We start from the raw sequence: 15079 nt of genomic DNA, 5'->3' as shown, positions 1-15079 counted from the left end.
ATCAGTACTTCCGTGCGAACATCAGGTAGCCGGTGTGGCCGACGCCGCCCGTGGCCGGGCGGCTCCCGCGGTCGTCGAAGTCCATCGGCCGCTGGATGGTCTCCTGCGTTCGAACGTCCTGGAGGCCGGCGTCGCGCGCCGCCTCGACCGCCTCGCGAGTCTGTTCGACGAACGGCGAGTACACCGCGACGAACCCGCCGTACCGAAGGACCTCGGGGGCTCGCGCGACGACGTCGGCGGCGTCGCCCGTGTCGAGCGTGAGCACGTCGTAGGACTCGTCGGCGTGCGCGTCCAGTTCCGCGGTGAGGTCGCCAGTGCGGACGTCGACGGTGTCGTCGACGCCCGCCAGTCGCATGTTCTCCCTGGCGACGTCCGCGAACTCGGGGTCGCGCTCGTACGTCGTCACCTCGGCCCCCATCCGGCCGAGGTACGCCGACAGCACGCCCGTCCCGGTGCCGGCGTCGAGCACGCGGTCGCCCTCGGCGATACCCGTCCGGCCGACGACGAGGCCGACGTCTCGCGGCATCATCGGCGCGCCGGTGCGCTCGAAGTGCTCGAAGAGGTCCGGGCCGCGGAGCGGCCGAACCGTGAACGCCTCGCCGAGATGCGTCTCGAGGACGTCGCCGTGTTCGACGTCCTCGGGGACGTCGAGGACGCCGAGGTCCGTGTGGAGTTCGTCCCCGGGAGCGCGGAGGTACTCGCGGTCCTCGTGGACGAGGAGGACGCTCACTCTTCGAGCTCGGAGACGGCGGCGGCGAGGTCGCCGTCGTTCGCCTCCAGAGCCTCGCGGGCCTGGTCCTCGGGGACGCCGGCGCGCATCGCGACGAGTTCGACGTCGTCGTCCGGGATGCCCGCGTCGTCGGAACCGCTAGCTCCTGCATCGCCGTCGCCGGACTCGACCGCAGGCGCGTCGCCGCTGCCTTTCTCGCGCGTGTCGGGCGACCCGACGACCTGGTAGGTCTCCTGGCCGCGGGCGTCCATCTTCGTCACCTGCGCGTCCGAGAAGTACATCTCCTCGTCCGCGGTCCGGATGATGACCTCCTCGACGTCGAGTTCGTCGACGTCGATACCCATCTGCTTCATCATCTGCTGCATCTTGCGCGGGTTCATCCCGCCGCCGCCTCCTCCAAACATACCTCTGAATCCTGCGTCGACGAGCAAAAGGGTGACGAACGCTCGCGTGACGCCCGAAGCGGACGCGCGCCGGGCGGACCCGCTACTCGTCGGCGCCTTCGCGGACCTGGACGGCCATCCCGGCGTCGAAGTCGAGCATTGCGTCGGCGGGGAGTTCGGCGCGGCCGACGGCGAGGACGTCGCCGCTGTCCTCGTGGACGACGGTGACCTCGTCGTAGGGGCGGATCTGGGGGTCGGCGTCGGCGACGAACTTCGCGAAGACGTTCTCGCCGTCGCGGACGAACGGCTCGCTCTCGTCGCCGACGACGACCTGGTAGGCGTCGTCGTCGAGGCCGGCGACGAGGCGGCGGCCGGCTTCGATGCCGAGCGTGTACCGGCCGTCGGTCCCGAGCGTGACGAGGCGGCCGTCGTCGACGGCGACCTGCTCGATGCGGCCGCTGGACGTTCGTTTGACGTCGTATCGTTCGTCGCCGGGGAACAGTGCGTCGCCGGCGCCGGCACCGAACTGGTACGTGGCGACGGTTCGGGCGCGGACGGCGTCCGCGAAGGCGTCCGTGGTCATGACCCCGGGTTCGGGACGCGGTGGTGAAAGCGTGTCGAACCCCGGCCGTCGCGTCGACCGTGCTGGAGTGCACCGGGGGAGCGCGCCCGAGAATCAACCACGGTCTTGCATGACACACGTTACCATATTTCTCAGGTGTCTCGAGAGAGAAAGATATAACCTTGGAGAACCGCGCTAGAACTGTACGCATGGACACAACGAAAGTCGCACTCGGTGCGCTCCTGCTCGTCGCGAGCACGGCAGCGCTCTTCGCACTCAGCCCGACGGACAGCGCCCTCCCGATGGTCGTCGGCGGCGTCGCCTCACTGACCATGGCAGCTGGCGCACTCCTCGTCGGAACGTCCGGCGAAGGCCGTCCGGTCTGAGCGCTCTTCCTTCTCGCCGCACGCGGCACGCTCGATAGCTTCGCGTCCGGTTCCTCGACGGTACCGCCTCCGCTCCCGTGGTAGTCTCACGTCCGCTCCGGTCGCGGGTGTCGACCGCGGTATCGACGACTCGCGGCCCCGGCTACCCGGACGACGTCGACCGCTTCGCGGTCAGAGCAGGAACGTCTCGTGACGCTCCTCGAGGTCGATGAACTCGTCGACGGCGTCGACGAGGTCCTCGCTCGTCGACGTCTGGAACCCCATCGCCTCGACGCGCACGCCCTCGTGACGGAGGTGACTGCAGAGCCGCGAGAAGTCGCCGTCGCCCGTGCAGAGGACGACCGTGTCGACGTGGTCCGCGAGCGTGACGGCGTCGAGACTCATCCCGACGTCCCAGTCGGCCTTCTTCGAGCCGTCCGCGAACGTCTTGATGTCCTTGATTTTCGTCTCGAACCCGATGTCGACGAGCGCGTCGAAGAACGACTCCTCCTCCTCGTGGTCCGCGCGGATGACGTACGCGATGGCGCGCGTCAGCGTCCGGTCCTGCACTGCCTTCTCGAGGAGCGACGAGTAGTCGATGTTCCGCGTGTACTTCGACTGCGCCGTATGGTAGAGGTTCTGCGAGTCGGCGAGCACCGCGACGCGCTGACCCGGATGGATGTCGGTCATACCTCGAACTGCGGCCGTCTCCCTGAAGGGTCTTGCTACCGACCCGGTACCAGCGGTCGACCTGGGCCCTCGACCCGCCCCGTACAGCGCCCCATGTGAGCACGAACCACGGTATCGGCGGCGGACGCGGGCAGGTTCTGCGGTCGGCACAAACATTATGCCGTTCGGCCCCCCTCGACCTGATGATGCGGCGTGACACCTCGCGACCGGTTCGCTCCCGGCCCGAGAGTGCCACAGCTCGTTTTACATTCGGCAAACGGACGCGATAGCCGCTCGCAGCGGGCGTAGCACCCCCGTTCCGGGCGATTCTGATTGTTCGACTCGCGTTCCACCATCCGACAGCCGACGTTCCCGACCCGACAGCCGACATCAACGTAATGACAGCTCACATCGACCTGCGCGGCGTCTATCCCGCGCTCACCACGCCGTTCGCCACGGACGGCAGTATCGACTTCGAGACACTCCGCGCGAACGCCCGACGCGTCGAAGCCGCGGGCGTCGACGGCGTCGTCCCCGTCGGTTCGACGGGCGAGTCCGCGACGCTCACGCACGACGAGCACGTCGCGGTCGTCGAGGCCGTCGTTGACGCCGTCGACGACGTCCCCGTCATCGCCGGCGCCGGCTCGAACAACACCCGCGAGGCGCTCGCCCTCGGCGAACGCTCCATCGAGGCGGGCGCCGACGCACTCCTCCTCATCTCGCCGTACTACAACAAGCCCGAGCAGCGCGGGCTCGTCTCGCACTACGAGACGCTCGCCGCCGAGATCGACGCGCCACAGATCGTGTACAACGTCCCCTCGCGGACGGGGCGGAACATCGACCCCGACACCGCGGTCGCGCTCGCCGAGCGCGAGAACGTCGTCGGGTTCAAGGCCGCGTCGGGCGACCTCGCGCAGATCGCGGAGATAATCGAGCGGACGCGAGACGAGGCGTTCGCGGTGCTCTCGGGCGACGACGCGCTCACGCTCCCCATCTGCTCGATGGGCGGCCGGGGCACCATCTCGGTGGTTGCGAACGTCGAGCCCGAGCGAACGACCGCGATGGTCGGTGCGGCGCTCGCGGGCGACTACGAGACCGCGCGCGCCATCCATCACGAACTCGGCGAGCTGAATCGCGCGCTGTTCTGGGAGACGAACCCGATTCCGGTGAAGGAGGCGATGCACGTCCGCGGCCACCACGCCCCCACGTTGCGGTCGCCGCTCGGCCGACTCGCGCCGGAGTACCGCGACGACCTCGCGGCGGTGCTCGACGACCTCGACGACTTCGAGCGCGAACGATACGACGACCCAGGCGACGACGCGGGCCGAGTACCGGAGGTGGACCCCTGATGCGCGTGGCCGTCACGGGCGCGACCGGCCGGACGGGTGGCGAGACCCTCGCGGCGGCGGTCGACCGCGGGTGCGACGTGGCGTTCGCGACGGCGCGCGACCCGCCGGCGTCGCCGGTCGCGGGCGTCGACGTCGACGCGAGCGAGGAGTTCGCGGCGCTCCTCGACGCGCACGAGCCGACCGTCGTCGTGGACTTCACGGGCCCGGAGTCCTGCGTCGAGTACGTCGACGCGTGCGCCGACGCGGGCGTGGCGTTCGTCACCGGAACGACGGGACTGACCGACGACCAGCAGGCCGCGGTCGAGGCGGCGAGCGAGGAGGTTCCGGTCCTGCAGGCCGCGAACTTCGCGCGCGGCGTCCAGGCGTTGCTCGGTCTCGTCGGCGACGCGGTCGCCGCACTCCCCGGGTACGACGTCGAGCTCGTCGAAGCCCACCACGACGGGAAGCGCGACGCGCCCAGCGGGACCGCGGAGGCGATGCTCGACGCGGTCGACGACGCCCGCGAGACTCACGGGGTCGACGCGGGCGAGGCTGCGGGCGAGCGCGTCCACGGTCGCGAGGGCGAGGCGACCCGCGCGCCCGGCGAGGTCGGCGTGCACTCGCTGCGCGCCGGCGACGTCCCGGGGGAGCACGAGCTCGTCGTCGCGGACAACCACGAGGAGCTTCGGCTCCAGCATCGCGCGACCGACCGCGGCGTGTTCGCCGCCGGCGCGCTCGACGCCGCCGAGTGGCTCTCGGGGCGAGCGCCGGGCTGGTACGACTTCGCGGACGTCGTCGGTGCCGACGGCGCGGGAGCGGCAGCATTGGGCGGTACCGGCGACGGTCAAGTAGCCGCGGACGCTGGAGGCGAGCAATGAGTCTGGAAGCGGACGTCGCCGACCTCTGGGCGCGACACGAGGCCGGTGACCTCGACGCGGACGCCCAGCACGTCCACGACGTCCTGCACGCGTTCCTCGACGCGCTCGAAGTCGGGGACGTGCGTGCCGCGGAACCGACCGGAGACGACGCGGGCGCGGACCGCTGGGAGGCCAACGAGTGGGTGAAGCGAGGCATCCTCCTCACCTTCGCGACGCACGACATCGAGGGGTACGAGTACGGCGGCGTGACGTACAACGACGTCCTCCCCCTGCAGGACACGAGCGAGTACGGCGCGCGCGGCTCGCGGAACACCCCGGACGGCACGGTCGTCCGGACGGGCGCGCACGTCGGGAGCGATTGCATCCTGATGAGCCCGAGCTTCGTGAACGTCGGCGCGTACGTCGACGACGGGACGCTCGTCGACTCCTGCGACACCGTCGGTTCGTGCGCGCAGATCGGTGCGGACGTGAAGCTCGGCGCGAACACCCTCGTCGGTGGCGTCCTCGAACCCGTCGAGGGGACGCCGGTCGTGGTCGAGGACGGCGTGAGCCTGGGCGCGGGCTGTCGCGTCACCTCCGGGTTCGTCGTCGGCGAGAACTCGGTGGTCGGCGAGAACACGCTCCTGACGCCGCGCATCCCCGTGTACGACCTCGTCGACGACGAGGTGCACTACGGCGAGCTCCCGCCGGAGCGACGGGCGTTCCAGCGGTACGTCGAGTCGAGCGTGAGCGACGAGGACCTGATACCCGGCAGCGCGTACAAGCCCGCGGTCGTCGCCACGGACCTGAGCGAGGACACCCTGGAGGCGACCGAGCGCGAGGAGGTGCTCCGGGAATGACCGAGGAGTCCGCGAGCCACACCGACGGCGCGACCGACGACCGGGGCGGCGGTGCCGCCAGCGACGGCGGCCCGGACGTCCGACGGCTCGCGGACTGGGACGCCGAGGCCCTCCTCGACGTGCGCCGCCGGTACGGCAGTCCGTGCTACGTCCTCGACCTCGACCGCGTCCGCGAGAACTACCGGCGGCTCGACGCGGCGTTCGCGGACGCGGACGTCCACTACGCCGCGAAGGCGAACGCGCTCGGCCGCGTGCTCGACGCGCTGCACGACGAGGGCGCCGGCGTGGAGTGCGCGAGCGCCGGCGAGGTCGTGCGTGCGCTCGACGCCGGCGTCGACAGCGCTCGCGTGCACTACACCGCGGTGAACCCGCCCGCGGTCGACCTGGACACGGTCGTCGAGCTCTGGAACGACGGCGTCGCCGCCGACGTCACCGTCACCGTCGGCGCCGAGGACACCGTCGCGCGCCTCGCGACCCGGGGCTACGACGGCCGGTGCTGCGTTCGCGTCAACCCGGGCGTCGGTGCCGGCCACCACGAGAAGGTCCGGACGGGCGCGAACGCGAAGTTCGGCGTCCCGCTCGACCGCGCGGGCGCGGTGGCTCGAACCGCCGCCCAGGCGGGCATGGACGTCGTCGGCGTGCACGCCCACGCCGGCTCGGGCATCCACGACGCCGACGACCTGGACGCTCACCGCGAGATGGTCGCGCGCGTCGGCGACGTCGCTCGCGACCTCGACGCCGCGCACGACGTCGAGTTCGTCGACGTCGGCGGCGGCCTCGGCGTGCCCTACCGCGAGGCCGACGACCCACTGGACCTCGACGCCGTCGCGGACGCGACCCGCGACGCACTCGGCGACGTCGACGCCACCCTCGTCCTCGAACCCGGGCGGTACCTCGTCGCCGACGCCGGCGTCCTCCTCACCGACGTCAACACCGTCAAGGACACGCCCGAGACCCTCGTCGTCGGCGTCGACGCCGGCATGACGACGCTCGCCCGCCCCGCCATCTACGGCTCCTCTCACGCCCTCCGCAACGTCTCCGCGGACGCGGTCGACGACGCGGCCCGCGAGGCCGACGCGACGCGAGGGGGTGACGGTCGCGGCGAGGTGCGTGCGACCGTCACCGGCCCCATCTGCGAGAGCAGCGACGTGTTCGCCGAGGACCGCCCGCTCGCCGAACCCGTCCGCGGCGACGTCCTCGCGGTCGGGAACGCCGGCGCGTACGGGTACGAGATGGCGAGCACGTACAACTCCCGGCCGCGACCCGCGACCGCCGTCCTCGAGGACGGCGCGGCGACGCTCGCACGTCGCCGCGAGACCCTCAGCGACATCACGACTCTGGAACTATGAACGTACAGCGACACATCCACCATCGACGCAGTCACGCGCCGCTTCGAGCCGAACAGCCAGCAGCCGGACGCTCCGGGACCGGAACCACCGCCGGCGAACGTGGAGGTGGCCGATGAGCGTCCACGACGAGGTCGGGTTCGAGAAGTACCACGGCACCGGGAACGACTTCCTGGTCGTCGACGCCGACGAGTACGTCCCGGACCGTGCGGCGTTCGCGACCAGGCACTGCGACCGGAGCGACGGCGTCGGCGCCGACGGCGTGCTCTTCCTCGCGCTCGAGGACCGCTTCGACCCGCCGCGGGTCGTCATGACGCTCGTCCAGCCCGACGGGTCGACCGCGGCGATGTGCGGGAACGGGGCGCGCGTCGCCGCCGAGTGGGCGATGGAGCGCACGGGCGCGTCCGAGGTCATGATCGACACGCAGGCCGGGACGCGGCACGCGTGTCGCGAAGGCGGGGACGTCGCCATCGAGATGGGGGAACCGCGGTTCGAGCCCGAGGTGGTCCCGCTCGCGGACGAGTACGACGAGCCGATGCTCGGCGCGGAGCTCGAAGGGTACGCGGTGACCGCGTTGAACACGGGCGTCCCGCACGCGGTCGTGTTCGTCGACGACGTCGACGCGGTGGACGTCGACGCGGTCGCCCCGCCGATCAGGAGTCACGACGCGTTTCCAGAGGGCGCGAACGTGACGTTCGCCTCGCGGCGCGACGACGGCGGGTTCGACCAGCGGACGTACGAGCGCGGCGTCGAGGGCGAGACCGCGTCCTGCGGGACGGGCGCTGTCGCCATCGCCGCGGCGGCGCGCGTCCGCGACCGCGTCGCGGTGGACGTCGTTCACGTCTCGCCGCCGGGCGGGGACCTCGTCGTGTCGTTCCCCGAGGACGGCGCGGCGACGCTGACGGGGCCGGTCGTCCACGAGTTCGACGGTGAGGCCGCGGCGACCGTCGAGCGCGTGCCCTCGCAGCCGTGACCGAGCACGACGGCACGTCCGGTCCGGCGGCGTTCGACCCGGTCTCCTTCCTGGAGTCGCTCGCGGCGTTCGAGACCCACGAGCGCGTCGACGACGCCCGCGAGTACCTCGTCGAGACGGTTGACGAGCACGCGGCGTCGGGCGTGGCGGCGTCGGTCGACGACGCCGGGAACGTGCTCGCGACGACCGGCGACCCGTCCGCTGGCGCGCACGTCGTCCTGAACACGCACGTCGACACGGTCCCGCCGGACGTCCCATTCGAGCGCGACGGCGACGTCCTCCGCGGTCGCGGGACCTGCGACGCCGGTGGGCCGCTCGCCGCGCTCCTGGCGGGGTTCCTCGCGGTCGACCGCACGGTCGCGTCCCGGGACGACGACGCGGTCTCGGGTGCGGTGACGCTCGCGGTGACGCCCGACGAGGAGACGCTGAGCGAGGGCGCACACCACCTCGTCACCGCCGGCGGGACCGACGCGGCGCCCGCACCGGTGGCGGCCATCGAGGACGCGGACGCGTTCGTCGTCGGCGAACCGACCGGGCTCGCAGCGTGCACGGCCGCGAAAGGCCGATTCCAGGGGACGCTGACGCTCGCCGGCGAGAACGCGCACGCGGCCGAACCGGCGTCGGGGACGAACGCCGTGGCGGCGCTCGAGGACGCTCTGGGGGGAGTCAGGGCGTTCGACGACCGCGCGGACGCCCCGCCCGTCCACGACCGGCTCGGCGCGGCGACGCTCACGCCGACGGTCGTCGACGGCGGCACGGCGACGAACCAGGTGCCTGCGAGCGCGAGCGTCGTGCTCGACCGACGGTCGGTTCCGCCGGAGACCGCCGACGGGTTCCGGGACGCACTCCTCGCGCAGGTCCGCGAGGCCGTCCCGGGCGACGTCGGCGTCGAGTTCGCGTTCACCGAGCGCGAGACGCCGTTCCTGGAGGCGTGGGCGACCGACGAGACGGCGCCCGTCGTCGACGCGCTCGTCGACGCCGGTGCGGCGCCGCCGCGGCCGTTCGGTGCCGCCACCGAGGCGTCGTACTTCGCCGCGCTCGCGCCGACGGTCGTCTTCGGGCCCGGCGTCCTCGCGGACGACGACGGCGCGGTCGCGCACTCCCCGCGCGAGTACGTCCGAGCGACCGACGTCGAACGCGGCGCCACCGTCGTCGCGGACGCGCTCCATTCGCTCCTCGACTGACCGGAATCACGGACACCTCTTCGCCGAACTGGTACCACCGAAAGCAGGCCCGAGACGCGAGAATACGCCCGCTCCGGCGGCTCAAGAACAGCTGAACGGTACGTTCATGGGTTCTTGCGTCGTAGGTGTCGTATGAGTGCGATATCCATAGCGGGGCTGACCAAGGACTACGGGGACGTCCGCGCGAACGACGACGTCACCCTCGACATCCGCGATGGCGAGATATTCGGGTACCTCGGGCCGAACGGCGCGGGGAAGACCACGACCATCCGCACCCTCATGGGGTTCCAGTCGCCGACCAGCGGCACCGCGACCGTCCTCGGCGCGGACATCGCCGACGAGGCGGCGCTCGCCGACGCCCGCGAGCGAATCGGGTACCTCCCCTCGAACCCGGCGTTCGACGAGGAGGCGACCGGTCGCGAGGTCCTCGACCTCCACGCGAGCCTCAAGGGCGACTCGCGACGGGCGGAACTCCTCGACCTGTTCGACGTCCCCGTCGACCGCGAGGTACGCGGGTACTCGACCGGGCAACGCCAGAAGCTCGGGCTCGTACAGGCGTTCATGCACGACCCCGAGCTCCTCGTGATGGACGAACCGACGGGCGGCCTGGACCCGCTCGTCCAGCGGACGTTCAACGACTTCGTGCGCTCGGAGAAGGCCGCCGGGAAGACGATATTCCTGTCCTCGCACGTCCTGAGCGAGGTCCGTCGGGTCTGCGACCGCATCGGAATCATCCGCGAGGGCGAGATCGTCGAGGTCGCGTCCGTCGCCGACGTCCTCCAGCGTGCCGGGAAGTTCGTGCGCGCTCGCGTCGCCGCCGACGTCTCCCGGGAGGACGTCGCGCTCGACGGCGTCCACGAACTCACCGTCGAGTCGGTGGACGGCGGCTACGCCGACCTCCCGATGGCGACCGCCGGCGAGACCGAGAGTGGCGGCGGTCGCCGTCGAGTTGCGGACGACAACGCCCTCACCGGGTTGACGTTCACGTACACCGGGTCGTTCGACGCGCTCGTCGACTACCTCGCTTGCTTCCACGTGCTCGAACTCGACGTCGAGGAGGCGCCGCTCGAACAGGTCTTCATGCGGTTCTACGACGGCGAGACGCCCGACGTCGTCGAGACGCCGGGCGACGACCCCGAGTCGACCGCGCCGTCGTCAGCCGGGACGGCGAACGACGAGGACGCGATGCCAGCGGGAACGGACCCCGGACGAGGGGGTGAGGACTGATGCTGGAGTTCGCGCGATACTACGGGCGACGCCGCGTGAAGGGGTCGGTCGCGATGACGGCCGGTTTCACCGTGCTCGTCGGGCTCTACGTGTGGATGTACCCGACCGTGAGCGAGGGCGTCGACCTCGACGAGTACGTGCAGTCGTTCCCGCCCGCGCTTCGGCAAGCGTTCGGCATCGAAGCGCTCGGCACCATCGAGGGGTTCCTCGCCGCCGAGCTGTACGCGTTCGGATGGGTGCTCCTGCTCGGTATCTACTTCGCGTACGCCGCCGCGAGCCTCGTCGCCGACGACGTCGACCGCGGCCGCATGGACATGCTCCTGTCCCTGCCGGTGTCGCGCTCGAAAGTCCTCCTCGAGAAGTTCGCGAGCGTCCTCGTCCCGCTCGCCCTCGTGAACGTCGTCACGCCGGTCGTCGTCTCCCTCGCATTACTGGGAATCGACGAGTCGATCTCGGTCGCGGACCTCGTGGCCGTGCACGCGCTCTCGGTCCCGTACCTCCTCGTTGCGGCGGCCGTCGGGCTCCTCGCATCCGTGGTGTTCGACCGCGCGAGCGTCGCGCAGCGCGTCGCCGCAGGCGGGTTCTTCGGGTTGTTCCTGCTGGATTCCGTCACGGCCGAGACGGACCTCGCGTGGCTCGGGTCGCTCTCCCCGTCGCGGTACTACGACCCGACCGCGATACTCGTCTCGAGCGAGTGGGACCTCCAGGGCGCCGGCGTCCTGCTCGCCGCGACCGTCGTCCTCCTGCTCGCCAGCCGCGCGTACTGGCAGCGGAAGGACATCGCATGAGCGGCGGGTTCAGCGACGCGGACCGAAAACGCATCCGCGAGGACCTCGTCGCCACGGGACGCGAGCTCTTCGAGCGGTACGGACTCTCGAAGACGACCATCGCGGACCTCACCGCCCCCGTCGGCATCGCGAACGGGACGTTCTACCAGTTCTTCGACTCGAAGGAGACGCTGTTCCTGGAGGTGCTCGACCGCGAGGGCGAACGCCTCCTCCCGGAACTCCTCGCGCCGTTCGAGGACGGCGCGCACGACGACCCCGAGGCGGTCATCGTCGCGTTCCTCACGCGACTGATGGACGAGATCGAGACGAACCCCCTCGTCAGGCAGTTGCTCGTCGACGTCGACGACCTCCAGCGACTCCGGGACGTCCACACGGACACGGAACTGGAGGCTGAACGGCAGGAATCGCTCGCGTACTTCCTCCCCTACGTCGAGGCGTGGTACGAGACCGGCGACGTCGACGGCCCGGACGCGGAGACGGTCGCGAACGCCATCCGCGCGGTCTCGCTCCTGACGCTTCACATCGAGGACCTCGGCGGTGGCGAGACGTACCGGGAGACGCGCGACCTCGTCGTCGAGGCGGTCGCGAAGGGATTGACGACCGACTGAACCGCCGGCCTGCCGCGGCGACGAGGTCAGCTGTCGGCGTCGACGTCGTCGACGAGGTCGCTCGCCACGCCGACGTACCCCGTCGGCGTCAGGGCTTTGAGTTCCTCGCGGACGTCGTCGTCGACGTCGAGGTCGTCGAACAGGTCGTGGAAGTCCTCGACCGTCACGCGCTTCCCTCTGGTGAGGGCCTTCACGCGCTCGTAGGCATCGGTGTCGCCCTCGCGGCGGAGGATGGTCTGGATGGCTTCGCCGAGAATCTCGGGCGTGGACTTGAGGTCCTCGCGCATCACGTGCTCGTTCGGGACGACCTTCGCGAGCCCGTTCTGGGTCTTGTCGTACGCGATGAGGCAGTGGGCGAACGCCCCGCCGATGTTGCGTTTCACGGTGGAGTCCGAGAGGTCGCGCTGGAGGCGGCTCGTGGTGACGTACTCGGCGAGGAAGCGGAGGTCAGAGTTCGCCTTCGAGAGGTTCCCCTCGGAGTTCTCGAAGTCGATGGGGTTGACCTTGTGCGGCATCGTCGAACTCCCGGTCTCGCCCTCGGCGGCCTCCTGGCCGAGGTAGCGCTGGCTGACGTAGAGCCAGACGTCCCGGTCGAGGTCGAGGAGCACCTGGTTCGCGCCGCGGAGCGCGTCGAAGAGCGCGGCGATGTCGTCGCAGGGGTTGACCTGCGTGGTCAGCGGCGTGAACTCGAGGCCGAGGGCGGTGACGAACTCGCGGGCGAACGCCCGCCAGTCCACGTCGGGGTACGCGGCGTCGTGGGCGGCGTACGTTCCGGAGGCCCCGGCGAGCTTCCCGCTGAGCGCGTCCGTGGCGTCGGTCACCCGGGCGCTCGTCCGGCCGAGTCGCGCGGCGTACACCGCCATCTCCTTCCCGAAGGTGGTCGGCGTCGCGGGCTGGCCGTGCGTGCGCGCGAGCATCGGGACGTCGCGGTGCTCGCGCGCCATCTCGGCGAGCGTGTCGCGTAGCTCGCGGAGCTCGGGGAGGAGGACGTCCTCGACGGCGCCCGTCGCGAGCAGGCGGTGCGCGAGGTTGTTCACGTCCTCGCTCGTCAACCCGAAGTGGATCCAGTTCGCCGCGTCGAGGTCATCGGGCTGGTTCAGACGGACGTAGTACTCGACGGCCTTCACGTCGTGGTTCGTCGCGGCGAACTCGCCGTAGCCCTCGGTCTCGATCTGCTTGACGAGTTCGGCGTCCGCGGTCGTCCAGTCCTCGTAGCACGCGCGCAACTCGGCGGTCTGTGCGTCCGTGATCTCGAGGGGCGTGGCGTCGAGGTCGCTCAGGGCGAGGAGGTACTCGACCTCGACCTGGACGCGAGCGCGCATCAGCGCGGACTCGCTCGCGTGGTCGGCGAGCGGACTGGTCCGCGAGGCGTACCGGCCGTCGAGCGGTGACACGGCCAGCAGGGGGTCTGTCATGGCCGGAACTGCCACCGGTGTCGGCAAAAGGGTGTCGGAACGCAACCACACGGGCGTGCATACTCGGGAGGCTCCCACGCTGATTCGAGCCATAGTTATCCGTGCTCATGCATACTTCTGCGGTCTGGACCGGAACTACTAACCCGCCGGCGGAAGCCGCTCTAGATATGACACGCATCGCGGGCCTCGCCTCGAACCGCGGCCGGAACCTCATGCACGTCCAGGACCTCGCGCCCGGCGGCGCTCAACTCGCCGTCGTCGCGAGCAACCACGCGGACGCGCCCGTCCTCGAGAAGGCCGAGGACCGGGGTCTCCCGACCGTCGCCGTCGAACGCGGCGACGACGAGTCCCGACGCGAGCACGAGCAGCGCCTCGTCGACGCGCTCGCCGACTACGACGTCGACCTCGTCTGCCTCGACGGCTACATGCGCATCCTCTCCGACACGTTCCTCTCGGCGATGCCGACGACGCTCAACGTCCACCCGAGCCTCCTTCCCGCCTTCCCGGGCATGGACGCGTGGGGCGACGCGCTCGACGCCGGCGCGAAGACCACGGGCTGTACGGTGCACGTCGTCACGGACGCCACCGACGACGAGGGCGAGGTCGTCGAGGGCGCGGTCGACGGCGGCCCCATCGTCACGCAGGAACCCGTCCCCGTCTACGACGGCGACGACGACGAGTCGCTCGCCGAGCGCGTGCTCTACGAGGGCGAGTTCAAGGCGTACCCGCGCGCCGTGAAGTGGTTCGCCGAGGACCGCGTCGACGTCGACCGCGACGCGAACGCGGTCTCCGTCGCGGGCGACGAAGCGGGCGACCTCCCCGAGCGCCGCGTCGTCACCGAGGACCGCCACGCGGACCTCCGGTACGGCGAGAACCCGCATCAGGACGCCGCGCTCTACGCCGACAACACGACCGAGGAGGCGAGCGTCGTCCACGCCGACCAGTTGAACGAGGGCGCGAAGGCGCTCAGCTACAACAACTACAACGACGCGGACGGTGCGCTGAACCTCATCAAAGAGTTCGACGAGCCCGCGGCCGCGGTCATCAAGCACACGAACCCCGCCGGGTGCGCGGTCGCGGACACCCTCAGCGAGGCGTACGCCGACGCGCTCGCGACGGACGCGAAGTCCGCGTTCGGCGGTATCGTCGGCCTGAACCGCGAGTGCGACGTCGAGACCGCGGAGCTCGTCGCGGACTCGTTCAAGGAGGTCGTCGTCGCGCCCGGCTACACCGACGACGCGCTCGACGTCCTCACCGACAAGAAGAACCTCCGAATCCTCGACGTGGGCGAGCTGGGCGAGGTCACGGAGACGTTCACGAGCAAGGAGCTCGTCGGCGGCCGCCTCGTCCAGGAGCGCGACCTCGAACCCGTCACGCGCGAGGACCTGGAGGTCGTCACGGAGCGCGAACCGACCGAGGACGAGCTCGAGTCGCTGCTGTTCGCGTGGAAGGTCCAGAAGCACGTGAAGTCGAACGGTATCGTGTTCGCGACGGGCACGGAGACGGTCGGCCTCGGCGTCGGCCAGGTGAGCCGCGTGGACGCGGTCGAGATCGCGGCGATGAAGGCCGAGCGCGACGCCGAGGGCAAGACCGCTGAGGGTGCGGTGATGGGGTCGGACGCGTTCTTCCCGTTCCCGGACGCCGTCGAGAAGGCCGCCGACGCCGGTATCGAGGCCGTCATCCAGCCCGGCGGGTCGAAGAACGACGACGAGGTGATCGAGGCGGCGGACGAGCTCGGGATGACGATGGTCATGACCGACCAGCGGTGTTTCAGACACGACTGA

General features: G+C 70.8%; 16 protein-coding genes. 11 read left to right on the top strand and 5 right to left on the bottom strand.

Annotation, left to right across the window (positions count from 1 at the left end; genetic code table 11):
* Position 1: 1 nt before the first annotated feature.
* The 3 genes from SM754_RS05455 to SM754_RS05445 all read right to left on the bottom strand — a co-directional run bounded on the left by SM754_RS05455 (position 2) and on the right by SM754_RS05445 (position 1696).
* Positions 2-730, bottom strand: a complete 729-nt coding sequence (locus SM754_RS05455) for a methyltransferase domain-containing protein (RefSeq protein WP_323675188.1) — start codon at positions 728-730, stop codon at positions 2-4.
* Positions 727-1134 (bottom strand): nascent polypeptide-associated complex protein, encoded by a 408-nt coding sequence (locus SM754_RS05450; RefSeq protein WP_323675187.1) that lies wholly within the window; start codon positions 1132-1134, stop codon positions 727-729. The genes SM754_RS05455 and SM754_RS05450 overlap by 4 nt, the downstream gene beginning before the upstream one ends.
* An 82-nt stretch (positions 1135-1216) precedes the next feature.
* Positions 1217-1696, bottom strand: coding sequence for a PUA domain-containing protein (locus SM754_RS05445; RefSeq protein ID WP_323675186.1), 480 nt, complete (start codon positions 1694-1696; stop codon positions 1217-1219).
* 188 nt (positions 1697-1884) lie between these two features.
* Here SM754_RS05445 and SM754_RS05440 point away from each other — a divergent pair, with 188 nt between their 5' ends.
* On the top strand, positions 1885-2061 hold the full coding sequence (locus SM754_RS05440) for a hypothetical protein (RefSeq protein ID WP_323675185.1): 177 nt from the start codon (positions 1885-1887) through the stop codon (positions 2059-2061).
* 171 nt (positions 2062-2232) lie between these two features.
* Here the strand turns inward: SM754_RS05440 and SM754_RS05435 are convergent, their stop codons facing one another.
* Entirely contained in the window at positions 2233-2730 is a 498-nt protein-coding gene (locus SM754_RS05435) for a LabA-like NYN domain-containing protein (protein ID WP_323675184.1), read from the bottom strand.
* A gap of 377 nt (positions 2731-3107) precedes the next feature.
* On the opposite strand from SM754_RS05435, the gene dapA reads away from it, so the two are divergent.
* The 9 genes from dapA to SM754_RS05390 all read left to right on the top strand — a co-directional run bounded on the left by dapA (position 3108) and on the right by SM754_RS05390 (position 11880).
* Entirely contained in the window at positions 3108-4058 is a 951-nt protein-coding gene (gene dapA, locus SM754_RS05430) for a 4-hydroxy-tetrahydrodipicolinate synthase (RefSeq protein ID WP_323675183.1), read from the top strand.
* Entirely contained in the window at positions 4058-4915 is an 858-nt protein-coding gene (gene dapB, locus SM754_RS05425) for a 4-hydroxy-tetrahydrodipicolinate reductase (RefSeq protein WP_323675182.1), read from the top strand. Before dapA ends, dapB begins: the two co-directional genes overlap by 1 nt.
* Positions 4912-5754 carry a 2,3,4,5-tetrahydropyridine-2,6-dicarboxylate N-succinyltransferase gene (locus SM754_RS05420; RefSeq protein WP_323675181.1) on the top strand — a complete coding sequence of 281 codons (843 nt, stop codon included), beginning with the start codon at positions 4912-4914 and terminating at the stop codon, positions 5752-5754. Before dapB ends, SM754_RS05420 begins: the two co-directional genes overlap by 4 nt.
* Positions 5751-7103 carry a diaminopimelate decarboxylase gene (gene lysA / locus SM754_RS05415; RefSeq protein ID WP_323675180.1) on the top strand — a complete coding sequence of 451 codons (1353 nt, stop codon included), beginning with the start codon at positions 5751-5753 and terminating at the stop codon, positions 7101-7103. The genes SM754_RS05420 and lysA overlap by 4 nt, the downstream gene beginning before the upstream one ends.
* A gap of 112 nt (positions 7104-7215) precedes the next feature.
* Entirely contained in the window at positions 7216-8073 is an 858-nt protein-coding gene (gene dapF / locus SM754_RS05410; RefSeq protein ID WP_323675179.1) for a diaminopimelate epimerase, read from the top strand.
* Positions 8070-9257, top strand: coding sequence for a M20/M25/M40 family metallo-hydrolase (locus SM754_RS05405; RefSeq protein WP_323675178.1), 1188 nt, complete (start codon positions 8070-8072; stop codon positions 9255-9257). The genes dapF and SM754_RS05405 overlap by 4 nt, the downstream gene beginning before the upstream one ends.
* A 132-nt stretch (positions 9258-9389) precedes the next feature.
* A complete protein-coding gene (locus SM754_RS05400; protein WP_323675177.1) occupies positions 9390-10484 on the top strand; it encodes an ABC transporter ATP-binding protein in 1095 nt (364 codons plus the stop codon).
* Positions 10484-11272: an ABC transporter permease gene (locus SM754_RS05395; protein ID WP_323675176.1), complete on the top strand. Its 789-nt coding sequence runs from the start codon at positions 10484-10486 to the stop codon at positions 11270-11272. Before SM754_RS05400 ends, SM754_RS05395 begins: the two co-directional genes overlap by 1 nt.
* The gene (locus SM754_RS05390) at positions 11269-11880 is read left to right on the top strand and encodes a TetR/AcrR family transcriptional regulator (RefSeq protein ID WP_323675175.1); all 612 of its coding nucleotides are present in this window, start codon (positions 11269-11271) and stop codon (positions 11878-11880) included. The genes SM754_RS05395 and SM754_RS05390 overlap by 4 nt, the downstream gene beginning before the upstream one ends.
* A gap of 26 nt (positions 11881-11906) precedes the next feature.
* Here the strand turns inward: SM754_RS05390 and purB are convergent, their stop codons facing one another.
* The gene (gene purB / locus SM754_RS05385) at positions 11907-13295 is read right to left on the bottom strand and encodes an adenylosuccinate lyase (RefSeq protein WP_323675174.1); all 1389 of its coding nucleotides are present in this window, start codon (positions 13293-13295) and stop codon (positions 11907-11909) included.
* Positions 13296-13462: 167 nt separating this feature from the next.
* Between purB and purH the strand changes: the two genes are divergently transcribed.
* Complete coding sequence (gene purH / locus SM754_RS05380) at positions 13463-15079, top strand: bifunctional phosphoribosylaminoimidazolecarboxamide formyltransferase/IMP cyclohydrolase (RefSeq protein WP_323675173.1); 1617 nt, start codon at positions 13463-13465, stop codon at positions 15077-15079.

Source organism: Halorubellus amylolyticus (assembly GCF_034808145.1).
Classification (GTDB): Archaea; Halobacteriota; Halobacteria; order Halobacteriales; family Natrialbaceae; genus Halorubellus.
This window is presented reverse-complemented; position numbering and strand designations above follow the sequence as displayed.